The sequence below is a fragment of the Methanolobus tindarius DSM 2278 genome, from assembly GCF_000504205.1.
Classification (GTDB): domain Archaea; phylum Halobacteriota; class Methanosarcinia; order Methanosarcinales; family Methanosarcinaceae; genus Methanolobus; species Methanolobus tindarius.
This window is the reverse complement of sequence record NZ_AZAJ01000001.1, coordinates 870,747-897,227: the sequence shown is the minus strand read 5'-3', so window position 1 is coordinate 897,227 and position 26,481 is coordinate 870,747. Positions and strand designations below refer to the sequence as shown.

The window sequence follows — 26,481 nt, the reverse complement described above, 5'->3', positions numbered from 1 at the left end:
TATATGCATCCCCTATGATTCTCTTTTGATCTTACATTGGCTTTTCCAGAATTTCATCTATTTTTACAATGTACTTTTCAAGCATGTTTTCATATAAACACTCCCCTGAAAAAACGTTCTTATAAAACGGCTGCAAAAAGGAATCTTTTATTGAGTAGTTGCTGTTTTTTATTAGCTCGACCATCTCGATTAGTTGCTCTTTTGATGAAGCTTCAAATGTCATACCATCATAAATACATGTTACGTTTTGAAGAACATTTTTCCATTTGCTATAAAATATAACTGGTTTTTTTTGTAATATTGGAGATATCAATACAGTAGAAGATGCCGCCAGACAAATGTCTGCTTTAGCTAGTAGGATGTTTGTATCTGTATCATTTCCAAATTGTTTGATATTGTTCCTTCTATTGATATCTATGAAGTCTAGTGATATTTTGTAAACATCACGAGGGTGGTGTTTGACCCATATTTCCAATTCAGGAAAATAATTAACCAAGGACAAGATATCTTTGTTCATTTCCTGCTTGAAAGATAAATTGTTTTCAACATCATATGTAAAAATATCCATCAAGTATAATAAAACTATTTTCCCTACAGGTTTTGATATGGTAGATTCATATGCTTCCAAAGCGCATGATTCGAGATAATTTATCCATTCAATATCAAATCTGGGATCACCTAGACAGGAAGTTGATTTTAGTCCTTTCATATAATGTAATGAATTAATTTCTTTACTTGAACACAATATTAGATGGTCAGGACGAAATGGATTTTTCTGATTTTCAATACGCAATTTATTTCTTTTGTCAAGGTTACCCTGTGAGATTGGTTGGGGTCCATGTGGCATCATAAAAATGGGTATTCCACATTTTCGAGCCACATTTGTAACTCGGAACAATACTAAATTCATTGGGTCTATTTTTCTAAGATAGGAGTCAATAAATCCTTTAAATGGATTAGAAGAAATTAATTCTTTGTCTACTGATCTTTGATCAATAATTAATAAGTCAATATTATTTAGTTTGATGTATTCTTTTATTTTATTTTCATTCAACATGAAAATTGAACAAATCACATGATACCGTAATATCATTAATTTTGAGTATTGTAGTATTGTGTTTTTTGGAGATTTCAGAAAACCAATTATTGCCTGGTTAATTTTCTCAACAATATTTTTAGTTTTTTTACTTTCTTTTGAAGTTAAACTGTAACTATATATATTGTTTATAAAGTAGTTTAACGCTTTTAGATGGCATACTTCTGCCATTGATTCTAACTCAATGGAGTTTTCCCTGCAAATATGCTGGTGTAATTTGTTCTTTAGAATTTCATCGTTTGAATAAAAAGCTAAGATTTTAACTACAAAATCTTTGTTTTGCACATAATTGCAAATTAGAGGTAGAAAATGATCAAAATCATTATTGTGATGCGTGATAAATAATATACTTTTTTTATTCATCAAAATCTTCCATGAGATTTTATATCCCTAAATACTTCACCAATAAATTAGTTAATGTAGTGTATTTATGTTTTAATTGCTTTGTTCTTGTTTTTCTCATGGACTTTAAGTTGAACTTCGTTGCTATATAGGTGTTTCTTAAAGATAAGCATAGCGCTTCTCTAAAAATCTGTAAAATATTGGTAATTGCTCTGTTTTTAAATGAGTTAGTATATACTTTTATTTGTAATTATAATTTTTTCATTACAACCAACTTGGCCATGGAATTCTTATTTGTTCAAATATGCCTCTTAGTTCTTCACATATTATCCTATCATATCTTAATAATAGTATTCCATATATTGCTCCTCCCAGGAGGACTGGAATTACTGCCATCCAAATGTTGGATATGGGTATAAAATATCGATATAATCCAATTAATAAAGCCATAATTGCAGATGCCTTGAAAATATTAATTGTATTATCATAGTTTAATTTTATTGTAATCATGCTGTCTAATACTTTTTTTGCTAGAATGGTGTTTAGTCCCATAGTTATCAAGGTTGCAATGGCAGCTCCCTCTATTCCAATAATTGGTATAAGTGCCAGGTTAACAATTATATTCGCCGAAGCACCGATAGCTGTAACTTTAAATGAATCCTTTTGCCTGTCAAGGGCACTAATATACATGGTTATAAAAAATTGAAAGACATTAATGGTTTGCACAAAAAGCAGAATGATAAGTACTAAATATCCACTTTTAAAATCAGAACCATAAAAATAGTAAAGCAGTTGTTTTCCAATTATGATTCCTCCTGCAAATATGGGCAAAGATACCATTAGTGAATATGTAAAGGCTTTAGAGAGTGATTTTTCAATTAAATCTATTTTATTGTTTTTGTTCCACCAACTAATTTTTGGCCACAATGCTGCACGGATTGCAGTTGTTGGAACAATTGCAAGTGTTGAAAATTGAAAAACGACTTTGTAAATGCCAACATCGGAATTACTCATGTAATATCCAATCATTATTGTATCAATATGTGAATATAGGACTACTCCCGATGACGTTAAGAATAACCAGAATGAAAATGTCAGTAAATTTTTAACATGTGACCATTCGCACTTAGCAAAATGTAACTCAAAAAATTTGAATTCAATTATTGAAGCAATAAAAAATCCTGCAATAAATCCACCTACTAATCCTGCAACACCATATCCTAAGAACACTGCAATGATTTGAATTATAAATTTAGAGGTATTGCTAACGAAAGTCCCCGCTGCATATATTCCCATTTTGCCAGTGCCTGCAATTCCATTTATGAGTGATCCGTAAATGAGTGATATTATCAATGCAAGGAAAAGCCAATTGAAAAGACCTGCCTCATTCAGATCAACAAAATATTCTCGGAAAACTAAAAGGCTGAAGATAACAACTATTACTACTGACAGACGTAATAGAAAGAAGGCTGTGAAATATTCATTTTGCTGTTCTCCTTCACTTATGCGTTTTGTTGCAGCTCCTCCAAACCCACCATCACTAATCATATTGATTATGCCGTAGTATGCAAGGAAAAGAAAATAGGCTCCCAGAACACTTGAGCCAAGTGTATGGGCAAAGTACATAGTGCTAAGAAATCCGAGAAACGTATAAGATATCTGTCCAAATAATAAGGCTATACTTTGGCGTTGCACCTCTCCAACACTAATGATTCTTGAGTATATTTTCTTAAAATACATATCTTTACCTTGAGAGAGTTGCAAATGGATAGTATTATTTTATCGCAATTTGGTGCAGCATATGTCAGCATATTTCACTTTTAAAATACTGCACCGTTTTTTCCAGTCCTTCTCTCAAATCAACTTCCGGTTCCCATCCAAGCACTTCTTTCGCTCGGCTTATATCTGGTCTTCTAACCTTTGGATCATCAACTGGAAGATCTTTGTATGTTATTTTTGAATCAGAATTTGTAATTTTGATAACAGTTTCAGCAAATTCCAAAATGGACATTTCTGAAGGATTTCCAATATTGACAGGTTCATAAAAGTCAGACATCATCAATTTGTATATTCCCCTGACAAGGTCTGAAACATAACAGAATGAGCGCGTTTGTGATCCATTGCCATAGACTGTGATGTCCTCATTTTTCAGTGCCTGATTGATAAAGTTAGGTACAACTCTCCCATCTCCTGCTCGCATTCGAGGACCATATGTGTTGAATATCCGGACTATCCTCGTATCAACCCCATGATGGGTGTGATATGCCATTGTTATCGCTTCTGCATATCTCTTAGCCTCATCATAAACTCCTCTTGGTCCAATTGGATTAACATTTCCCCAATAAGTTTCAGTTTGTGGATTTACAAGAGGATCTCCGTATACCTCTGAAGTAGAGGCAAGCAATAATCTTGCACCTTGTTCTTTTGCCAATCCTAGCATATTGTATGTACCAAGTGCTCCGACTTTGAGAGTTTGGATGGGTAGTTCCAGATAGTCAATTGGTGATGCAGGGCTTGCTAAATGAAATATATAATCAATTTTATCTCCAAAATATAGCGGCTTAGTGACATCATATTTCAAATATGTGAATTTGTCCGATTTAATATGAGAAATGTTTTTTGTATTGCCTGTTATTAGATTATCAATACAAATTACTTCATGTCCTTCCTTCAACAATAAGTCACATAGATGTGATCCTAAAAATCCTGCACCGCCAGTTACTATTGCCTTCATTTAATTCCCTCTTTAAAACTCAATAGATGATGAGTCTCCTATATTTAATGAATTGTGTTTTCCTGCAACTTTTGCATCGTCACCCACAATGGATGACTGTAAATTGACTTTAGATATATGAGTGCGTGCTCCAATAACGCTATTTGAAATTATAGAACTTTCCACAACAGTTCCTTCAGCTATGGATGTATAAGGGCCAACTACAGAATTTGATATCTTAACATTTTTCCCAATAGCTATTGGATGTATTATTACTGAATCGCTACTTTGAAAGTCAGGATTTATGTTTTCATTTTCAGATAAGAGAACTTTATTTGTATCAAGGAGTGAACTGGCATGCCCACAATCGTACCAGCTTGAAACTTTAAATGTTTTTAATTTGCATCCTCTTTTTATCATTTCCTGTAGTGCATCAGTAAGTTGATATTCTCCGCGTGTTTTTACATCATTTTGCATCATCCATTCCAACACATCAAAAAGAACAGGTGTATTTTTGACAAAATACACGCCTGATATTCCTAGATTTGATGCAGGCTTCTCTGGCTTTTCCTCAAGTCTTTTTATACATGGGGAGCTTTTTTCAAGTTCAACAATTCCATATTTTTTAGGTTCATCAACTTCGCGTACTCCAATTGAACCAGCACACTTCTCATTGTTCACATGTTTGTCATAGAAGTCCTTATAACCCGCCTTAAATATCATGTCCCCTAATGCTATCATAACATCGGAGTTCCCAATTAGATCATGAGTGATGTATACAGAATGGCCAAGCCCCAGTCTGTTTTTTTGTTCAACATATTTGATATTGAAGATATCAGAATAATGTTCAGTTACATATGACATCAATTGTTCTTTATGATAACCGACAACAAGTATTATTTCTTCAGGTTCAAGATCTATCATTCTGTCAAGGATATGTCCAATGATAGGTTTGCCTGCAATATAGACCATAGGTTTTGGTTTTGTGTGGGTATGTGGGAACAGACGTGTCCCGGTTCCGGCAGCAGGAATTATTACTTTCATATAAATCCACCTTGGTAGCACTTATGTATAATATTCAGTGCGAAGTGTATTATGTTAACTATTATTGCTTTGGGCCTTCAAATCTTTTTAAATCAGCATCAACCATCATTTCAACAAGTTCCTTGAATTTTATCTTTGGTTTCCATCCAAGCACTTCCTTTGCTTTAGATGGATCTCCTAGAAGTAATTGAACCTCTGCCGGTCTTACAAATTTAGGATCAACAACTACATATTTCTCCCAGTCCAGTCCTGCTCTTGAAAATGCAAGTTCTACAAATTCCTGAACTGAATGAGTTTCTCCTGTTGCAATAACGTAATCACCAGGTTTACCTTGCTGGAGCATACTCCACATAGCTTCAACATAATCTCCTGCGTATCCCCAGTCCCTCCTTGCGTCGAGGTTTCCCAGCCTAAGTTCATCAGAAAGACCATTTTTAATTCGTGCAACGCCGTCAGTTATTTTCCTTGTAACAAATTCTATTCCTCTTCGAGGTGATTCGTGATTGAACAAGATTCCATTGCTTATATGCATGTCATAGCTTTCACGATAATTCACACATGCCCAATATCCAAAAACTTTAGCAAAGCCATATGGGCTTCTAGGGTAAAATTTTGTTTGTTCAGTTTGTGGCGTTTCCTGGACTTTTCCAAACATTTCACTAGATGATGCCTGATACGTGCGTGCAGATGGGGCAAAATGTCTTACTGCTTCAAGAACACGTACAACACCAATTCCTGTTACATCTGCAGTATGTACAGGTTGGTTCCAGGATGTTCCTACAAAGGATTGGGCAGCAAGATTATAAACTTCATCGGGTTCAGAAATACGGATTGCTTCATCAAGTGAAGACTGATCACTTAAATCACCCTGGACCAGTTCTACACTATCAATTATATGGTCAATACGTGAAGTATTTGGAGAACTTAATCTTCTGAGAAGGCCATATACATTGTATCCTTTGTCCAGTAATAGCTCAGCTAAATAAGACCCATCCTGCCCTGAAATACCTGTTATTAATGCATTTTTTGTCATAGTTTATCCCTTCAAATATTATACATATAAATTAAGTTTTCTTAACCCTTCCATATTCATCATCGTATCTGATAATGTCATCTTCTTCAACGTATTCTCCAAGTTGAACCTCAATTATTTCTAATGGCAGTTTTCCAGGGTTTGAAAGTCTGTGTTTCATTCCTGCTCTTATGAATGTGCTTTCACCCTGACGCAGGAAATATTTGTCTTCATTGTTTTCCACGCAAGCAATTCCTTTTACAATTACCCAGTGTTCACTTCTATGATGATGGAGCTGCAGGCTTAGTTTTTTCCCTGGAAGAACAGATATATTCTTAATCTTGTGTTTCTTTGACTTTTCAAGAAGTGTGTATGATCCCCATGGTCGATAAACAGTTTCATGAAGATTCACTCTTTCATCATTTCTTTGTTTGAGAACATTGACTATATCTTTTACTTTTTCACAACTTTGACGAGGACAAATCATCAGCGCATCACTAGTGTCAACAACTATAAGGTCATTAATATCAATTGTAGAGACTAGTTTTTCTGGACTTGAATAAATAAAATTGTTTTTTGAATTCAATAATAACTGCTCACATTCAAGTACACAATTTCCCTTCTCATCTTTATTGAGTTCCTCATAAAGTGCATTGAAGTTCCCAAGATCACTCCATTTATGGTTAAGCTCAACAACAGCTACCTTAGATGATTTTTCCATGATTCCATAATCTATTGATATATTCGGAACATTTTCAAATATATCCTGGATATTATTAGAGCTCTCAAAAGAGTCTTTCACATCAGATGCGTATAGGGCGACTTCATTTAAAAATAACTCTGTAGAAAATAAGAACATTCCACTGTTCCAGAGACATCCTTCTGAAATATATTTTTCCGCATCTTTGTAATCCGGTTTTTCCCTGAATTCTGATACTTTGTAACCGATATTTAATTTATCACCAGGTTTTATGTATCCATAACCAGTATGTGGGGACTTTGGTAATATTCCAAAAGTAACAAGGTGTTCTGAACTTAATTGACGAGCATTTTTTATGGTTTCCATTGCACTCTTGTCAAGTTTATGGTCCGAAGAAAAAACAGCTACCATTGAATTTCCATGTACTTTTTGTATTTCTGTAATTCCATAATATATTGCAGGGAGTGTATTCTTTCCTTCAGGTTCCAGAAGTATATTGTCTCTGGGGATTTCATATCCCAGTTCTTCTATTTGTCCAATAACAAAATATTTGTGTAATTCGTTTGTTACCACATAAATCTCTGATATTTCAGATATCTGCAGACATCTGAGTATGGTCTCCTGAAACAAAGAAACATCTTCTATTTTCAGAAATTGCTTAGGGTATAGTTCTCTGCTAAGAGGCCAAAGACGTGTTCCAGAACCACCTGCAAGTATTATTGATTTAATAGTTTCATCCCCTGTAATATTGAAATTATCAATTCTTTTTGATACTATAGTCTAAGCCTTGCATATATAGTAATTGCTTTAAGTATCATTCTGTTTTATCAAATATATACACTAAGGCACCTGTGATCAGTATACTCCAATAGCTGATAAGTCTGTCAAGCAAAGCAATAGAAGTTCCTGTTGCTACATCAGTTCCAAATATTCCCAGCAAGAATACAATTGAAACCTCGACTGCTCCAAGTCCTGCTGGTGTGAGAGGTATCGCTGTCAGCAACGATGCCGCAAGCACTACAAAGATTATAATTTCAAATCCAAGATTTATTCCCAATGATTTAGTGACAAGCATAAACCTTGATGCTTCAAGTGCCCAAATCAAAATCGTCATTGTAATTGTTCTTAAAATCGTTTTCTTATCTGATAGGGATAGGTAAACCCCATTATGTAGGTTCCTAAAGTGGAAATGAAATTTTTCCGGTAGAATATCATAAAATCTATCTTTAAAAATCCATACAAAAATAAGTCCCATAATCACAATAAGGAGTAAAAAATATCCTATACCCATAGCTTCTGATATCTGCTGGGGAATGTTTCTATTAAATATTACCAATCCACTGGAAGTAAGAAGCAATAAGAGTATAGCAATATCAAAAATGCGTTCTATAAATATCGTTCCAAGAGATGCGGAAATTGGTGTGTCCGTTGATTTCTTCAGAAGATAACTTCTATAGATGTCTCCTAGCTTTGCAGGAACGATGCTGTTGACGAACCATGAAAGAAAGACCATTTTTGTCACGGACAAAATTTTAGTAGAAATACCTGCAACTTTTAGCAGAGTATTCCATCTTGTTCCTCTTGCAAGAAATGATATGTAGTGTAAGATAAATGCCATTATGAGGAGGGATAACGAAGCACTTTTTGATACCTCGAGAACAGCTTCCGAATCTACATTTTTGACAAGAATGAATAATATTAGAAATGATACTATAAAGGAAAATATGGTTTTCTTACTAAAGATAAGAGTTGAAATGTCTGTTTTTTTCATATTTTCTCTTTTTATAACTGAATTGTATAGTGCTTATAACCACCCTGTATACGTTTACAATATACTTAAATATTTACTGTCTAATAATAAATTACAAATTCTTGTTACAGGATGAAATAAATGTCTAAGAAGAGAAAAGAGTTAGATGTCAGTTCAAAAGTGCTTGATGAAAAAAAATCAATTTCCTCAAAATACACTTTATTTTCAGATAGATATCTGATGCTATTGACTTTAATTACCATCATTGGTTTCATATTAAGGGTATATCATCTTGGTAAGCAGTCAATGTGGTTGGATGAAGCTGCAAGTTTTGGGTATATTCAAGATACTCTTCTCGGTACATGGGATAAATCTGTACTGGCAAAGCAAGCTCCCCTTCATATGGTTTTTTTGCACATAATGACTTTTTTTAGTTCAAGTGAGTTTAGTCTGAGGTTCCCTTCTGTAATATTTGGAACATTGACGATTCCAGTAACTTATTTTTTAGGTTATCGTCTTTTTGGGAGAGAAGAGGGTATAATAGCTGCTTTCCTTCTATCAATTTCTATGATGCATTTGTGGTATTCCCAGGAAGCACGCATGTATTCACAGATGGTTTTTTTCTCGGCTTTATCACTCTATTTTTTCTACATTGCAGTTCATACGAATTCAAAAACCAATTGGGTAGCTTATGTAGTTTCATCAGCAATGGCTTTTTTTTCACATTACTATGCGGTTTTTGTTATAGTGCCGGAAGTTCTCTATTATGTAATAATGCATGTAGTCTTTCCATTGCACAAAAAAGAAATTTTATCTTTTAAAGAAAACACCGGCCTAAGGGATTTTCTTATTAGCATGTTTGGTCTTCTAATTGTGACCTCACCTTTGTTAATTCCTTTTATTCAACAATCTATCAGTCGTACATCAGGCGCACCAACATGGGGAATTGCACAGTCATTGAGCTTTATTCCAACTATATTGGTAGAGTTTAGTACACGCAGTTCATCATCCTCTATTATTTTTATATTACTTTTTGTACTGGGTTTGGTTGTGTCTGCAATATATCAAAGAGAACAATCTTCTTATCTGGGGATTTATATTTTTATTCCATTACTCGCAAGTTATATCTTGGCTGCTAAAATGCCTTTTAGTTCAAGATATCTTCTGTTTTTGCTACCAGCATATCTACTATTTGTGGCACGTGGAATCACCGGAGTGGTATATGCTATCTATCCACAAAATAAAAAAGCAAGCAATGCAAAGTCACAAAAAATGCTTATTGGAGTCATAGCTTTACTTCTTCTTTTGATTACTGTTCCCCTTATTTCGCAATATTATTCATCAATTCAAAAAAATGATTGGAGATCCCTGTCCCCAAATTTAGAAAATATGACACAACAGGGAGATGTAGTCGTTCCACTTCCTGGTTATATGTATCAGCCATTGGTATTCTATTATTCAAATTCAACTGATGGTACAATACTTAAGACAAACCAAGGATTCGATCCAGATTCATTGACAATCACTTCCAATATGTACTCTCGATCATGGTTCCTTGTAACCGGAGATATAAGCGCAGCAAACCCTGATGGTACAGCATTAGATTGGCTTCAGGCTAATACTACGTACGTGGGTCAGATAACAGGTATCTATATTTTCACATCACCGACAGTTTAATCCTTATAAATCATTAAATGCGGAAAATTGATATAAAGCTAAAGAGGGGATAAGATGTCCAAAAAAAATCAAAGTAACAATGAAGATAAAGTCTGTGAAGATTCACGGCATCATTTATTAGATTTAAGTTCATTAGTCATAATTGTAGCATTAGCATTTTCAACCATATTTTATCTGTGGGATATCATATTTTCATCAAATATGCTTGCAGGCAATCCTACTGACATGATAGAATTTCCGGTATTCTCACAAATACAATCTATTATTGTTTACCACCAAATACCTTTGTGGGATAATTTGTGGTTAGGGGGTTTTCCTGAGTATGCCAGTCCTATAAGTGCTCTGTATAATCCTCTTGTGACGATTCCATATTTTATGTTTGGATTAATTGCCGGTTCAAAAGTTATTGTTGTACTGCATGTCTTTTTGGCAGGTGTTTGCTTCTGGATATTTTCTACAACAATAACTTCTAGGCGTTCACTTCAGCTTTATGGTTCATTCTTGTTCATGCTTTCAGGTACTTTGATCACAAGGGTAAATGCAGGACACACTGAATTGTTGACCACTCAAATGTTTATTCCTCTTTCTTTGTTCTTTGTAATGAAAGCAGTTGAATCAAGGAATATAGTTTATGTGATCTGTTCAGCAATTTCGATTTCAATGTTCATATTTGGCGGTGCGATTTATTATTTTGTATTTTTCATGATGATGTTCCTTGTTTATTCTATTGTTACATGCTTTGAGCAAACGGATAGCAAGAAATTCAAATTAAATACCACAAATCTAAAAATTATTTCTTTTATATTCATTCTTACAATAATGTTCAGTTCCATTAAGTTAATACCTGCATTATTTGTAAGTGATAATATCGTCAGAATAGATCCTATTGACCCTTTAAAAGGCAGCGGTCTTTTTAGAGATATGTTTACTTCTTTTGTAACTGGAAATTATCTGGAAGGATATAGTGTGAATGAAACTTATTCCTATCTTGGTTTTCTTCCATTTATTTTTGCTATTGTATCATTATTCCATAATGCACGTGAAAAAATATTCTACTATATATCTTTCCTTGTTTTCCTTCTATGGGCAGGTGGAAGCAATAATTTAATGGGTGTATTAAGGTATTTCCCATTTTTTGAGAATTTCAGGGTGCCTGGAAGATCCTTATTGTTTGCATCATTTATTGTAATATCATTGTCTATCTATGGTATTCAATGGTTCTTTGAGCGTCTTGAAAAAGAAGATAACAAATCCACAAAACCGGTATTCTGGTTAATTGGTTTTGTTTTGTTATTTGAAATACAAGAAATATTGCTAAACTCTGCAAAAGTAGCTTTTTCAAATGTAGGCATTGGTTTTTTTGGTTTATTACTTACTCTTCTAATTTCATTATATGTAATTATTAACATTAATGGTGATGGGGATCCAGAAAACAAGACTTTGTTCATTTTAATATTTATGAGTATATTTCTCATATCTGCAATTAACATTGCAACAATTAGTCCACATGAGAACAATATTGAAAATTCAACTTCTTTACAAATAATGCAGCAAATTAAGGATTATGACAACGACACCCACCAACAGATTTGGTTGACAACAGATGGGTGGCCATACTATCACATGGATTTCACATATGCTGCAATGAAAAACGATTTGCATATGCAAAGATCTTATTATGGATATTTTTTAGATACAGTCCCCTCTACTGTACAAATTGGTAACACTTCTTACTATGCAGCGAATTATCTAGTAGATACTCAGTATCTTGAATCTGGTGAAACAATTGATGCACCTGCTATTTTATCAGTAAATGGCGTGTCTGTTGTTGAAATTCCAGAGAGTCTTCCTAATGTATTTTCAATACGGGGAAACAGCATGATGCCGTTGGATCTGAAATACTTCTCTCCAAATAAAGTTGTAGTTGATGGTTCTTTGATTCAGGCAGGAGATGTTGTAGTATACAAATGTGCCTACTATGATGGCTGGAAAGCAAATGGGATGACTGCTGAAAATATGGGTAATATGGTGGGAACAACAGCCTCAACTTCAGGAGAAGATCTGGAATTTGTATTTGATCCGATTGATTTCAAAATAGGATTGTTAATTACACTAATCACTATCTTCATATTTATAGTGTCAGTGATTAAAAAAGATAAAGTCAATTCTTATTTGAAAGAATGATCAGTTCTTGAATCTCAATCTGATGATGGTCATAAAGAATTTGACCATCTCATTTTTTGAGAGCTTGGAACTTCCATGCGTTCTATCTACAAAAACAATAGGATTTTCGCCGATACTAAATCCTCCTTTTTTGCAGTAATAAAGTATCTCTTCCAAAAAAGAATAGCCATCTGATTTAATAGCATCAAGATCCAGTTTCTGAAGGACATTCTTGGAATAACATCTGTAACCTGTGGTCATATCTTTCACTTTTATTCCAAGAATAGTGCTAGCGAGCATGTTTGCTCCCTTGCTCATAATTCTTCTATGAAGTCCCCAATTCTTGACTCCTCCTCCTTTTACATATCTGGAGCCAACGACTATCTCATATCCCTGATTGCTTAATTTAACAAACTCAGGGAGATATTCAGGATTATGTGACAGATCTGAATCCATTGAGAATATAAGGTCAGCATTGAGATTATCAAGTGAGTACTTAAATCCTGCTATATGTGCAGTTCCTATTCCAAGTTTTCCGCTTCTGTGTATAACATGGATTTGTGATTTGTAGTTAGTAGCCAGTTCATCGGCAAGTTCTCCTGTTCCATCCGGGGAGTTATCATCAACTATCACAATATTTCCATTTATATTGTTTGAGTTGAATATTTGAATCAAACTGTTCACAAGAACCGAAATATTTTCTTTTTCATTATATGTTGGTATTACAACAGAGACTAGCAAATTATTCCCTCTAAATCGCGATAATCTTTAAATGATATTTTAACTATAAAAATGAGTCAGTATGATAAAGTGCTATTTTTACCATTTAATTTCTTTGTATCTCAATTCTTAAGTACTATAAACCTAATCATACCCTCACATTTACCCATAATTTTCTATTCAAATTTCTAAAATGTGATCACATGTCATACCAGATTGTAGAGAAAAAAGAGATTGCATCATCAGTGCATATGATGAAGATCAAAGCACCAGATGTTGCCAAAGCCGCAAAGGCAGGCCAGTTCATCATTTTACGTATTGATGAGACCAGCGAAAGAGTTCCGTTGACAATTGCTGATTTTGATTCAAATGAAGGCACAGTTACTATAATTTACCAGGAAATGGGCAAGACAACAAAGCAACTTGCAAAGATGTCAGCTTCAGAAGAGCTTCAGGATTTTGTCGGACCTCTGGGCACTCCGGCAGATGTCAGGAAACTTGGAACTGTGATCCTTGTAGGTGGAGGAGTAGGAATTGCTCCGGTATATCCACAGGTAAAAGCATACCGTGAAGCAGGAAACAAAGTAATTTCTGTAATCGGTGCAAGGAACGAGAGTCTGCTGATTCTCGAGGATGAGATGAGAGAAGCAAGTGACGAACTTCATGTTGCAACAGATGACGGTTCAAAAGGTCACCACGGTTTTGTCACAGATGTTGTAAAGAACATTCTTGATAGCGGTGAAAAGGTTGCAAGAATCGTGGTCATAGGCCCTCCTATTCTCATGAAGGTCGCAGCAGGAATGACTGAGCCTTATGGTGTTGAAACTATTGTAAGCCTGAATCCTATTATGATAGACGGAACCGGTATGTGCGGAGGGTGCAGGGTATCTGTTGGTGGCGAAACTAAGTTTGCATGTGTTGACGGTCCTGAATTTGATGCTCACAAGGTTGACTTTAATCTGCTTATGAGCCGTCTGGCACTATATAGAAGTGAAGAATCAAAGTGTCAGGAAAATCACGATCACAAATGTACCTGCAGAGGTGAGCACTAATGGCAGACAGACAGGCAATGCCATTGCAGGATCCTAAAGAAAGGGCACAGAACTTCGATGAGGTTGCACTTGGTTATACTGATGAAATGGCTCTTGCAGAAGCTTCCAGATGCCTTGAGTGTAAGAGTCCAAAATGTGTTGACGGATGTCCTGTAAATATTGACATTCCAGGTTTCATAGCCCGCATAAAGTCTGAGGACTTTGATGGGGCTATTGGGACTATCAAACTTACAAATGCACTTCCGGCTGTGTGTGGACGCGTATGCCCGCAGGAAGTACAGTGCGAGGAATTGTGTGTACTGGCAAAGAAGGGAGAGCCGGTTGCAATTGGCAGACTCGAGCGTTTTTGTGCTGATTACGAAAGAAGGAAAGGTGTAACTCCTCCAGTACAGCCCGAATCAACTGGTAAGAAAGTTGCCATCATTGGTGCAGGTCCGGCAGGACTTACAGCAGCAGCAGATCTGGCAAAAAAAGGCCATGAAGTTACCATATTTGAATCACTTCACGACACCGGTGGTGTACTGACCTATGGAATTCCTGAATTCAGGCTTCCAAAAGCAATCGTAAAGGAAGAGGTTGAGTATATCAAACAGCTTGGTGTTGATGTCAAGGTGGATTATGTTATTGGCAAGATAAAGACCCTTGATGAGCTCAGAAATGAGTACGATGCTGTATTCCTTGGAACAGGTGCAGGTCTTCCAAAGTTCATGGGTATAGAGGGCGAGAACCTCAACGGTGTTTACTCTGCAAACGAGTTCCTTACAAGAGTGAACCTGATGAAAGCATACCAATTCCCTAACTATGACACTCCTATTAAGAGAGGTAAGAATGTGATAGTAGTTGGTGGTGGAAATGTTGCAATGGATGCTGCAAGAAGTGCACTCCGTCTTGGTGCAGATGAAGTGAGCATTGTCTATCGCCGTGGCGAGGATGAGCTCCCTGCAAGAAAGGAAGAAATTGAGAATGCAAAGGAAGAGGGCATTGTCTTCAGGCTTCTCACCAACCCAACAAGAATTCTTGAGGGTGAAAACATGACCGTCAATGGTGTGGAATGCATCAAGATGGAACTTGGCGAGCCTGATGAGTCCGGCCGCAGAAGCCCGGTTGCTGTAGAAGGTTCAGAGCATGTCATAAATGCTGACATTGTCATTATTGCAATTGGAACTTCTCCAAACCCAATGATATTCTCCGGTTCAGAGGGACTTGAAACCAATTCAAGAGGTACTATTGTTGTTGATGATTCTGGCAAGACCTCACTTGATAATGTCTATGCTGGCGGTGATGCTGTAACAGGTGCTGCAACAGTTATCAGTGCAATGGGTGCCGGAAAGGTTGCTGCAAAGGCAATCAATGAGTACCTCAGTAATTGAGTGAACTGAGAATCTGATTTTATAATTTTAGTTATCCGGTTTAACCGGATATCTTTTTCATTTTCAGACGTTTTTATTGATTTTAGTCATATTCCTGTAGTTTTCTTCATTTTTCAGCTTCTTTCCCGGACAGTTTTTTAAGCTGGTGTGCGCTACATGGTATCAATGAAAAAATGCAAATCCTCTTCCAGTGATTCTGGAAAAGCCAGCAGGCAAAATAGTTCTTCCGGTAAATATCATGTGAGAAGTTCAGGTTCAATGTCATCCGGATACATGAAGTCTTCCAGTCATTCACAAAAAAAGGATAGAGGAGAAAGTCGCAGTAAACCAGTTCAGAAGTATGCCAGTAATGAGAAAGATTACATCTTCTGGTGTCAGAGATGTAATGTACCACTGATTGAAAAGGAATGTGGAATTTGCGGTGTTGAAGGGGCAAAGATAGATCTGTCACAACCGGCGGATGTAAGGTTCTGTTCCCCGTACGAAAGAGAAGTTCTACATGATTTTCTTATTGCTGAATTCGGGACTGATCCTTTAGGTGACAGGATAATCCTGATGAACAAGATACCTGGGGATGACAAGACCGATGAGGTCATAGTCGATTCTTTTGTATTCGGCATTCTTCGTTTCGATATGCAAAAAATGGATTATTCATTTGAGCCTTCTGTACCGGGTGCCCACATACTTATCGGTAACACAGAAAAGAAAACTGTAGTTTTGAAAAAGAATTTCAGGCATCTTAATGGTAAAAAGGTTCGTTACGACATGGTGGATTCCATGTCTGATGATATCAGGGTAAATGATACTGTCCTGATAAAATCGGGTAATATCACAGGATTTGGTGTAGCTTTATGCGATGCAAAAGAAGCACCTGCGTTTGATGGTCCTGTACTTAGGGTCAGGAAAGTTGACTCTCAACAATTCTCATTGAATAAAAAAGTGCCAGGCATGGATGATGTGGTGGCTGCAAATGTATCTCACATACGCAAGATTGGCAGAAATGCAATGAACACCATTAAGGGAATTGCAAATCAGAAAGAATATAAAAATCTCCCTGTAAATGTCTCATTCAGTGGAGGCAAAGACAGCCTTGTAGTACTTGATCTTACTGTGAGTTCATTGAAAAATAAAAACAACAGGGAAATCCGTGCATTTTTCCTCAATACCGGTATAGAGTTTCCTGAAACGGTGGAATTTGCTCACAACTATTGCAGGGACAATGGAATAGAGCTACTGGAAAAAAATGCAGCTTCAGATTTCTGGGACAACGTAGAGGCATTTGGTCCCCCTGCAAAGGATTTTCGCTGGTGCTGTAAGATATGCAAGCTTGCACCTGCAAACGAAGCAATAGATGAATGTCTTAAAAAATCTCCTACCTGTATAACCATTGATGGAAAACGCAGGTATGAGTCATTCTCAAGAGCACGCATTTCAACAAGTGAAAACAATCCATTTGTGCCAGGGCAACTCAATATTTTTCCAATCAAAGATTGGAAGGCAATTGAAGTCTGGCTGTATATATATTGGAGAAAGCTTGACTACAACCCTCTTTATGATTTAGGTTTTGAAAGAGTCGGATGTTATCTTTGTCCGGCAGCACTCTCAGCAGAATATCTGCGTTTGCGGGATTTGCATCTGGAATTACATGAAAAATGGAACACATTTCTCATGGGGTGGGCAAAGAAAAATGGTCTTTCAGAGTCCTTTATAGAACACGGCCTCTGGAGATGGAAAGAACTCCCTCCTAAAATGATTAAACTCTGTGAGGACATGGGAATTTCCTCATCTGCAACGGCAGAAGAATCTGAGTTCAGTGTAAGCATTACATCAGGTATATCCCCTTGCAAGGCAGGCGGCTATACAATCGAAGCTTCTGTTCACGGCTTTTCCATGAACAAAACAAGAGATGTAATGAACATACTGGGAAAAACTGTATTTTCAGAGGAACTCGGTCTTCTCATGGTTCGGGATAAAACATCTACAATTAAGATATTCTCATCAGGTAATCTTGTTGTCAATTCCGATGACAAATCTTTAGCAGACTCGGAATTTGCAGAAACTTCGCGCCAGTTATTGAAAGCTCACAGGTGTACAGGCTGTGGAATATGTATCAAATCCTGTCCTGTGAATGCAATTTCAATAAAAGATGGTCATGTCTGCATAGATGAAAAGTGTATACATTGTGGCAAATGTACTGATTCCTGTGTGGTTTTGAGGTATGAAGACAAGCTTCGATGAAAATGTGTAAGATTTTTGATTCATGTATCTATAATTCTCTGTGAAACTATAGGATGGATAGGGATGAATGGGGATGAATTATTAATAGCTTAAATATTATATAAAAGACAAAGAAGTTAGAGGTATAAATGGTTCATAGTGAAAAGGATGGAATTTCTCGCATTATTTCAGCAAAATGGAAAATAGTTTCTTTCACAGTAGTTTCGCTTCTTTTCCTCCTCTTTTGCTACATACTTTTCCCTCTTGCAGATGGTATCGTGCTTGGGCTTGTATTTGCCTATATAGCCCGCCCCATCTTTATGAAACTCAGGCGCTTGAAAAGAATCGGGGCACTCATAGCAACATTATGTATCGTAATTCCTGTGGTATTTATCATTGGTTCAGGTATAGTAGAGATACTTCGCCAGATTGTATGGGTATTTGAGAATCAGTCTTATGTGATGAATACAAGTCTTGACCTCTTAAGATCCATCGACATACCAGCCGGATATAGTGATGATGTGCAGCAGTTGGTATGGGATATCTCAACATCTATCCTGCCGTTGCTTGGAAGGATAGGAATAATCGCTTATGCCCGCAATCTGGTAATGTTTGGAATTAACCTTTTCCTGGCTATATTCCTCTGTTATTTCCTGCTGGCTGATGGCGATAGTCTCTACAGGGCAGTATTAAAAGTGGTTCCTGTCAGTCACAAAAAGGAGTTTGAACGTTTCGTGCTGCATCTAGATGTAATATTGCAGGGAATTTTTGTGGGCAATGCATCTGCAGCTCTTATTGTAAGTGTTTTGTCCCTGATAGTTTTCTATGCATTCGGTTTCAGTCATGTTCTGGCACTTGCAGCACTTATATTTGTGGCATCTGTGATTCCGATGTTTGCTGGTTACATGGTTTTGCTCGTTCTTTCAGTTTATCGTTATCTTGATCAGGGGCTTGAAAGTGCAGCTGTGTTCTTTATAGTCTCATCCATTGTGATTTATGCACCACCAGAACTGGTACTGCGTCCTTATCTTGCAAGCATAAAATCCCAGATCCATCCATTCCTGATTCTTGTTGCTTTCCTGGGTGGTGGTTTTGTAGGCGGTGTTGCAGGTTTTTTCCTGGCTCCTATAGTTCTTGGTGCTATTGTTGCAGCATACAGGGTGCACATTAATGATAATACTGCTATCTGCTCGCAGATGGACCTATCACTCTGTAATGACGATGCTGAACTCAAAAACGTAGCAGAATAGGATTTACTTCCTTAGTATCTGTTTTTTTGTAATTTGAAAAAGGTTAATAAGGATTGGCCTAATTAGGTAGCAGAATCTTAAAGGTGAATTTATGCAGTTATTACTTATCCATTCTGATTATATCGAATATGAAGTGAAAAAAAGCACTCCTGTGGCTGAAAAGATTGAAGATTCCTTTAAACAGGGAAGACTTGAGGAGGCTCTTACAGCTTTTATTGCAGTTGAAAAGGTTGACGAGGCAAATGTTGAAGGTGCTATTTCCAAAGCTGTAGAAGAGATTAAGAGTGTAGCTACACAGGTGAAGGCTGAGAATATCATGGTTTATCCGTATGCCCACCTTAGTTCTGATCTCTCTTCCCCAAAAGCAGGTGTTGCGATCTTAAAAGGTATAGAAGATGCCCTTTCAGGAGAGTTCATTGTAAAGAGAGCGCCATTTGGGTGGTACAAGGCATTCAAGATAAGCTGTAAAGGACACCCACTTTCCGAGCTGTCACGTTCAATTATCCCGGATGAATCAACTGGTGCAGAGTCTTCAACCTGCGGTGAAGTTGTGAAAGAGGAAGTTGTCTCCGAAGCACTCAAAGCAGAGAGCACTGCCAAATCTTACTGGCATGTCCTGACGCCAGACGGTGAGCTTCATGATGCTACTACTTTTGATTTCACAGGTCATGAGAATCTTGGGAAATTTGTGGATTATGAGATTTCCAAGAAGAGAGCTGTTGAAAAAGCACCACCACATGTAGAGCTTATGCGCAGGCTGGAACTTGCGGATTATGAACCCGGGTCAGATTCCGGTAACATGCGTTACTATCCAAAGGGTCGTCTTATGAAGTCACTCCTTGAAACATATGTGCTGGAGGAAACCTCAAAGGTTGATGCAATGGAGGTCGAAACACCTCTGATGTATGATATGAACCACCCAACCCTTAAGAAGTATCTTGACAGGTTCCCTGCACGTCAGTACTCCATTGAATCTGACAAGAGGCAGATGTTTTTGAGATTTGCCGCATGTTTCGGTCAGTTCCTCATGAACCACGACATGACAATTTCCTACAAGAACCTGCCACTCAAGATGGTCGAGATGACCAGATACAGTTTCAGGAAGGAGCAGCGTGGTGAACTTGTGGGCTTAAGGAGACTTAGGGCTTTCACAATGCCGGATATGCACAGTCTCTGTGCTGACATGGAAGGTGCAATAGACCAGTTCGGCAAGCAGTACAACATGTGTATCGCTGTCCTTGACAAGATTGGCATCAAGGTGGATGACTTTGAGGTTGCTATCAGGTTTACAAGGGATTTCTATAACGAGAACAAGGACTTCATCACACAGCTTGCAAAGACTGTGGACAAACCGGTACTTGTTGAGATGTGGGATACCCGTTTCTTCTACTTCGTCCTTAAATTCGAGTTCAACTTCGTTGATGCTCTTGCAAAGGCAAGCGCACTATCAACCGTACAGATCGATGTTGAGAATGCTGAAAGGTATGACATTAATTATATAGATTCAGATGGAAGTGCCAACAGGCCGGTAATTCTCCACTGCTCACCAAGTGGTGCAATAGAGCGCTGTATATATGGTCTTCTTGAGAAAGAGGCTATGAAGGCAGAAGAAGGTGGAGTTCCAATGCTTCCGCTCTGGCTCTCTCCGACTCAGGTAAGAGTTCTTCCAATAGCTGACAAACACATGGATTATGCCATGCAGGTTGCTGACAAACTTAACTGTCGTGTTGATATAGATGACAGGGAAGATACAGTTGGTAAGAAAATACGTGAGGCAGGTCGTGAATGGATTCCATACGTTGTTGTTGTAGGTGACAGTGAAATGGAAAGTGGAACTATCAATGTGACTATCCGTGCAGAATCTGAACCAAAGAAACCTGTAAAGGTTGAAATGACTCCTGAAGATCTTAATGCAAGAATTGCTTCAGAAACCGAAGGCATGCCATACAAGGGACTTTGTCTTGCAAAGATGCTTTCACAGAGGCCAAAATTCTTATAAGCCTGTTCTGTAAACTTAATAGTATGCAGGATAAATTATCCAATGCAGAGGATATTTCCTCTGCAACAATACTTGTAACAGGAAGGGTTCAGGGAGTTTATTTCCGCAGGTTTACTGTGGATAATGCGCAAAAACTCGGTCTTGTCGGTTTTGCCAGAAACCTGCAGGATGGCAGGGTTGAGGTATTTGCAGAAGGTAAAGCTACCTCTATCCAGAGGCTCATTGATTTCCTGCATATAGGTCCGGCTCATGCAAACGTTGAGGATGTGAGTGTTGAGTGGTCAGAACCTGCAGGTGAATATACTGATTTTTCAATAAAGCGCTAGATTCCTCCTTCTTTTCTTCATTTCATCTTTTTTTCTCAAATTTTTAGATTTTCAATATTCCAAAAAATTATATTTCTAGTATGCGTATGTACCTGCATGTCAGATAAGAATCCAAACCCTGATAAGCTCTCCGCTGCAACAATACTGGTAACTCTAAGGAGCTCAAAAGGTGATTTCCATGAGTATGCATCTAAAATAGCCAGACAACGCTCTTTAAATGGTTATTATCAGGAACTTCCGGATGGCCTGTACAAAATACATGTAGAAGGGGATAAATCATCTATACAGGCGTTGATTGGGTACATGGAAATGAACAAGACATTTGATAAAGTGGACACAGTAGCAATTGATCAGGTTATGGTTTCATGGTCATCATATTCTTCAACTTATTCTGATTTCAGCATCAAAGAATAATGAAGTCCTTTTTTCATTCAATTTTTTTAAAGTTACTCTCTCCGATTACCTTTAATAGTCTAAAGTTGATTGCTAACCAATGGAAAACGTTATCATTGTAAGATATGGCGAACTTGCATTAAAGAGCACAGGCGTTCGTAACTGGTACGAGAAAATCCTTGTAAAGAACATATCTGCCATGTTGGATCATCGTGGTGTCCCTTATTCCAGTATTACTCGTGAGTGGGGCAGGATTTTCATTAAAAGTGATGATACCAGAGCTGCAAAAGCAGCAGCCGATGTTTTTGGTGTGGTTTCCACATCCTTTGCGCAGGTCACTAGTGCAAGCATTGAAGCAGCAGGGTCTTTATGCGCAGAACTTGCGGATGGTTACATATCAGAAGGCCAGTCCTTTGCAATCCGGGCAAGGCGCACAGGCAATCATTCATTTTCATCACGCGATATTGGAATGAAATGTGGCGATGCTGTCTGGAAGATGCTTGAATCAAAAGGTTTCTCACCTTCAGTTGATCTTACAAACCCTGACAGGGAAATATTTGTTGAAATGCGTCAGAGCAAGTCCTATGTGTTTACTGAAACCGTAGAAGGCGTAGGAGGTTTGCCACTTGGAACTCAGGGCAAGATGATTTCACTGGTGTCCGGTGGAATTGATTCACCTGTTGCCACTTGGCTTATGATGAAACGTGGAATTGAGGTAATTCCTGTTTACTGTAACAATACTCCATTTAATGATGACCGTGCGCACAGGCGTACGATGGATTGTCTCAAAGCACTTCAGGACTGGTGTCCGGGGTATCCATTTAAGTTTTATGAAGTTCCACATGGTAATAATCTTCAGTCTTTTGTTGACAATTGCTCTAAGAACAAGACATGTCTTTTGTGTAAACGTACAATGTACAGGATTGCCCTGAAGATTATGAAAAAGGAAGGTGCATCAGGAATTATTACCGGTTCTTCTATTGGCCAGGTTGCCTCTCAGACAACTTTTAATATGTATGCGGAACTTTACGGCCTTTGTGTTCCACTTTATCATCCACTGATAGCTTTTGATAAGAATGAGATCATTGATATAGCCAGAAAGATCGGAACATATGATATTTCTATTCGTGAAACTGGTGGATGCGGAGCCGTACCTGTGCATCCTGAAGTGAAAGCAGCAATAGATTCAATGATTACAGAGGAAGCTAAGATTGATATAGAGGATCTGGTGGAAGCTTCTGTAGAAAATGCAAGTATCTCCAGAATTAATAACGAGTAATTATTTTTCATAAATTCTCTTCACTTCTTTTATTTTAATGTGAGCATTTTGCACAATTATATTTTCTCAAATACTATATTTTATTTTTATATTTTTCATTATTATTGATTTAATGCATAGTGATTTCATCATATACTCATAATTATGTGCATTTTTGGAAGTAATGCAAAATACTTATATACTATTATTAACAATGCACATTTAGGCGCACAAACTCACAGCAAAGTGAATTTTTAGCACAAATTTCATCCTTTATCTCTCGTCCATTCCCTCAATTATTCCCGTGCGCCTAAACTCTTTTTAAAATTGATTATCCTGTAATTTCTTTTGGTATTTTTATTATCATTTATGATGGTTTGGATTCACCTGAATTTTCCTTTTGCAGTCAAGAGCAACTCTTATATAAATATCTTGCATATAATAATCTCGTAATTATAATAATATCAATACTTTTGATCAGTGGTTTTTATGAGTGAACTTCCATGGGAGAATAAAAAGGTAGCAGAGGTAATGTCTTCAGTAGAAGATGAGCACTCTCCTGCGAATGCATCAGGCGAGAAAAAAGGTTCTACACCACCGATTCCCGACATATTGGCAAATGCTTTTGCCGACATACCAATGGAAGAGGCAAAAATAGAAATTCCTGAAGATGCTCCTGTAGGGGATAATTCAGAACCGTCTCAGCCATCTTTTCCTTCGTTTGGTGACCTTCCTGATCTTTCAGCACTAGGTGGAACCCCGCCACGTGAGTCTCCTGAAGAGAAAAAAGAAATTCCTATGGAAATGCCGCCATTTATGATGCCTTCGTCAGATGAAGGGGGTTCCGGCGTAGTAGAATCTCCTTCTCCTTTTATGCAATCCAATGATGCAGGAGTTATTCCTCCCCAGGATCAACCTCCTGTTCAATCTCCTTCTAATATGGAAACGCCTGCAAAGAAAAGGTCTCCTCCTCCACTGTTTGAACCATTTATCAATTCAGATGAAGCCCCGGATATTCCTTCTCCAGAAGGTCTTGAGCCACCAATGCCATTTGCTTCTGAACCATCTCAGTTCCCACCAATTGCTGAACAGTCAGAAACACCCCTAACTCCCGGTGCTCTTCCATTTTCGGTTCCAAATGAATCAGAAGTTTCCAATACTTTTGAATCTTCTCCGGATGCTGTACCCAAAATAGATCCTTTTACAGCACCTGCCGGAGATATCACTCCATCTGATCCTTTTGCCTCTACTGTTAGTTCTGTGGAATCTAATCCTTTTGAACCACCTTCCGAAGTTATTCCTCCCATTGACCCCTTTGCTTCTACCGTTGATTCTGTCGACTCTGATCCTTTTGAACCACCTTCCGAAGCTATTCCCCCCACTGATCCCTTTGCTTCTACCGTTGATTCTAATCCTTTTGCAGCTTCTCCGGGTGCTGGCCAGTCTGGTAATCCATTTGGAGATCCAGTTCCCCAGGAAACCGGTTCTTTTGAAAAGAACAAACCGGCACAAAAGCTTCAAGGTAAATTACCAATCGACGTAGGTTCATTTAAGAAAAATCTGGAAGGAATTTCTGGTATCACAAAAGGTTTCTTTAAAAATCTGGCAAAAGGAAAAAGCCTTATTGAACGGATGGAAGACATGCGGGAAGAAGTTGATGTTGCCGGTTCTGTAAAGGAAAATGCTGTATCAGGATCAAAAACCACTTCGAATGCTTCTCCATTTGATTCCAGTCCCTTTGAATCTCAGGAGAATAAAGGTGATTCTAATCCGTTTTCTCCTCCTTTTGATGAGAATAGCCAGGCGATTGAGGAAAATACCGGCGAGTCTGTTAATCCTTTCATGGAATATGAGGATGATGGGTCTGCTGGTGACATACGTCAGGTTACGCCAATTGAGAATCCAATAATGGAAATGAAAGAAGAATACCTTCTTGATAATGATGATTTCGGAGGTGAGAATGCAAATGCTGCTGCATTCCCTGATATAGAGGAGCTAACCTCTGCTATATCTGTTCCTTCAGCAGATGTAGAAGATTCAGATTCCGTGGTTAATGATGTTGTAACTGATATAGTTGCAATGACTCCATCTTCAGACATCATGCCGGGTTCAGATAAACTATTTATTCCGGGACAGGTTCAGGACTCATTGTCTGATATCAATGGACATGAAGTTGAAGATGTGATTACACATGATCTCTCAGCCGTAGAAAGTATGGACTTAAAGGAAAAGACATCTTCAACTTCAGGTATGGAGCTGTCAAAGAAAGTAATCTCTAAAGAGATTAAAGATATAAAATTCACTACTGATAAAAAATTTGAAAATATGGAAGATGATCTCGGAGGATTGAAAGATAGTCTGAAAGATATGAATCTCCAGTTCTCTTCTATGCATTCTGAAGTTGAAGAATTTTCAAACAGGCTATCAGAAATAACTGAATCTGTAGCTTCTGCTGTAAGCTCAAGTGAAAATGTTCTCTCTCAGACAAATTCCCGTTTTGATCTTGTTGACGGTAAGGTTTCACAGGTTGAAATGAAAGTTTCTGAGTTTGACTCTTCTCTGGGTATCATTCAATCTGATAATGTTTCAATAAAGGCCAATCTGTCACAATTAGAGGGAAGTATCTCTGAACTTGTTAATTCTTATACTGCTCTTCTTGCTCAGTTGCATGAATCATTGCAGGAAAATGAAGCCAAATTTGCAATCCTGGCTGATTTGTCATCTAAAATCGATGCTTTTACTCCAAGAGTTGAGCTTATTGAAAAGATGCAGGAAGAATCAAAAGCCACTTCAAAGGAATTCTCTCGTTCAATGTCATCTATGCTTGATAATCTTGGTAAGGTATCTTCAGATTTCCAGGAATTCAGGCAGGAATCTGAAGAGAAAAATACTGCTGTTCTGGAAAAGATCGATTCTCTAACTGAATATATGGAAAGTGAATTGAAAAAACTTGGCGCAAGAAGCTACAAGGGATTTGGACAAAATGTCCATCTTTCCAATATTGTGAAAAATTCCAGCAATATGAAACTTTGTATGGAGTGGCTTGAGTTTTTAATGGAGCTTGTAGGTCGCAACAACCTTCCGGATATATTGTCCTATTATGAAGAGCTTGGATGGCTCACAGAAAAGGTCAGGATGGAGCTTCTTAATTATGCTGAAGGTATAGATTTCTATATGGAAAAACCAGACTGGAAACTTACTCCTGATGACCATGTAAAATCTATCTGGTTTATCGAAAGCCTTGCAGGTATGAAGGTTGATAAGAACAGGCTTTCTGTGATAGAAAGGGATATTGAGAAGGTCAAAAAAGGTTCTGAGATTTATGGAATCTAATGTAAAACCTTAAAATAAAATAAAATAAAATAAAATAAAATAAAATAAAATAAAACAAAATAAAAT

At 37.4% G+C, this 26,481-nt stretch carries 19 protein-coding genes; 11 read left to right on the top strand and 8 right to left on the bottom strand.

The features are described 5' to 3' along the window. Positions 1–31: 31 nt before the first annotated feature. From METTI_RS04220 to METTI_RS04190, 7 genes are all read right to left on the bottom strand, one after another. Positions 32–1,459: a glycosyl/glycerophosphate transferase teichoic acid biosynthesis gene (locus METTI_RS04220; RefSeq protein ID WP_023844580.1), complete on the bottom strand. Its 1,428-nt coding sequence runs from the start codon at positions 1,457–1,459 to the stop codon at positions 32–34. Between the two features lie 243 nt (positions 1,460–1,702). Further along, entirely contained in the window at positions 1,703–3,178 is a 1,476-nt protein-coding gene (locus METTI_RS04215) for a flippase (protein ID WP_023844579.1), read from the bottom strand. A 64-nt stretch (positions 3,179–3,242) separates the two neighbouring features. Continuing rightward, the gene (locus METTI_RS04210) at positions 3,243–4,172 is read right to left on the bottom strand and encodes a UDP-glucuronic acid decarboxylase family protein (RefSeq protein ID WP_023844578.1); all 930 of its coding nucleotides are present in this window, start codon (positions 4,170–4,172) and stop codon (positions 3,243–3,245) included. A gap of 12 nt (positions 4,173–4,184) precedes the next feature. Beyond that, entirely contained in the window at positions 4,185–5,195 is a 1,011-nt protein-coding gene (locus METTI_RS04205; protein ID WP_023844577.1) for a sugar phosphate nucleotidyltransferase, read from the bottom strand. Positions 5,196–5,256: 61 nt separating this feature from the next. Beyond that, on the bottom strand, positions 5,257–6,228 hold the full coding sequence (gene gmd, locus METTI_RS04200; RefSeq protein WP_023844576.1) for a GDP-mannose 4,6-dehydratase: 972 nt from the start codon (positions 6,226–6,228) through the stop codon (positions 5,257–5,259). 31 nt (positions 6,229–6,259) lie between these two features. Next, on the bottom strand, positions 6,260–7,636 hold the full coding sequence (locus METTI_RS04195; protein WP_048135142.1) for a mannose-1-phosphate guanylyltransferase/mannose-6-phosphate isomerase: 1,377 nt from the start codon (positions 7,634–7,636) through the stop codon (positions 6,260–6,262). An 85-nt stretch (positions 7,637–7,721) separates the two neighbouring features. Further along, positions 7,722–8,678 carry a lysylphosphatidylglycerol synthase transmembrane domain-containing protein gene (locus METTI_RS04190; protein WP_023844574.1) on the bottom strand — a complete coding sequence of 319 codons (957 nt, stop codon included), beginning with the start codon at positions 8,676–8,678 and terminating at the stop codon, positions 7,722–7,724. Between the two features lie 120 nt (positions 8,679–8,798). Between METTI_RS04190 and METTI_RS04185 the strand changes: the two genes are divergently transcribed. Together METTI_RS04185 and METTI_RS04180 are read left to right on the top strand one after the other, a co-directional pair. Next, positions 8,799–10,334 carry a glycosyltransferase family 39 protein gene (locus METTI_RS04185; RefSeq protein ID WP_023844573.1) on the top strand — a complete coding sequence of 512 codons (1,536 nt, stop codon included), beginning with the start codon at positions 8,799–8,801 and terminating at the stop codon, positions 10,332–10,334. A 54-nt stretch (positions 10,335–10,388) separates the two neighbouring features. Continuing rightward, positions 10,389–12,518 (top strand): glycosyltransferase family protein, encoded by a 2,130-nt coding sequence (locus METTI_RS04180; RefSeq protein ID WP_023844572.1) that lies wholly within the window; start codon positions 10,389–10,391, stop codon positions 12,516–12,518. Here METTI_RS04180 and METTI_RS04175 read toward each other — a convergent pair whose 3' ends face one another. Beyond that, on the bottom strand, positions 12,519–13,238 hold the full coding sequence (locus METTI_RS04175; protein WP_023844571.1) for a polyprenol monophosphomannose synthase: 720 nt from the start codon (positions 13,236–13,238) through the stop codon (positions 12,519–12,521). Between the two features lie 182 nt (positions 13,239–13,420). On the opposite strand from METTI_RS04175, the gene METTI_RS04170 reads away from it, so the two are divergent. The 9 genes from METTI_RS04170 to METTI_RS04130 all read left to right on the top strand — a co-directional run bounded on the left by METTI_RS04170 (position 13,421) and on the right by METTI_RS04130 (position 26,415). Then, entirely contained in the window at positions 13,421–14,269 is an 849-nt protein-coding gene (locus METTI_RS04170; RefSeq protein ID WP_023844570.1) for a sulfide/dihydroorotate dehydrogenase-like FAD/NAD-binding protein, read from the top strand. After that, on the top strand, positions 14,269–15,639 hold the full coding sequence (gene gltA, locus METTI_RS04165) for an NADPH-dependent glutamate synthase (RefSeq protein ID WP_023844569.1): 1,371 nt from the start codon (positions 14,269–14,271) through the stop codon (positions 15,637–15,639). The genes METTI_RS04170 and gltA overlap by 1 nt, the downstream gene beginning before the upstream one ends. A 156-nt stretch (positions 15,640–15,795) precedes the next feature. Next, complete coding sequence (locus METTI_RS04160; RefSeq protein ID WP_245596083.1) at positions 15,796–17,877, top strand: phosphoadenosine phosphosulfate reductase domain-containing protein; 2,082 nt, start codon at positions 15,796–15,798, stop codon at positions 17,875–17,877. A 128-nt stretch (positions 17,878–18,005) separates the two neighbouring features. Continuing rightward, complete coding sequence (locus tag METTI_RS04155; protein WP_023844567.1) at positions 18,006–19,106, top strand: AI-2E family transporter; 1,101 nt, start codon at positions 18,006–18,008, stop codon at positions 19,104–19,106. Between the two features lie 91 nt (positions 19,107–19,197). Next, on the top strand, positions 19,198–21,105 hold the full coding sequence (locus METTI_RS04150) for a threonine--tRNA ligase (RefSeq protein WP_023844566.1): 1,908 nt from the start codon (positions 19,198–19,200) through the stop codon (positions 21,103–21,105). A gap of 23 nt (positions 21,106–21,128) precedes the next feature. Beyond that, positions 21,129–21,431, top strand: a complete 303-nt coding sequence (locus METTI_RS04145; protein ID WP_023844565.1) for an acylphosphatase — start codon at positions 21,129–21,131, stop codon at positions 21,429–21,431. Between the two features lie 96 nt (positions 21,432–21,527). Then, entirely contained in the window at positions 21,528–21,845 is a 318-nt protein-coding gene (locus METTI_RS04140) for an acylphosphatase (RefSeq protein WP_023844564.1), read from the top strand. Between the two features lie 79 nt (positions 21,846–21,924). Then, positions 21,925–23,103, top strand: a complete 1,179-nt coding sequence (thiI, locus tag METTI_RS04135) for a tRNA uracil 4-sulfurtransferase ThiI (RefSeq protein WP_023844563.1) — start codon at positions 21,925–21,927, stop codon at positions 23,101–23,103. Between the two features lie 468 nt (positions 23,104–23,571). Further along, positions 23,572–26,415, top strand: coding sequence for a FlaD/FlaE family flagellar protein (locus METTI_RS04130; RefSeq protein WP_023844562.1), 2,844 nt, complete (start codon positions 23,572–23,574; stop codon positions 26,413–26,415). Positions 26,416–26,481 lie beyond the last annotated feature (66 nt).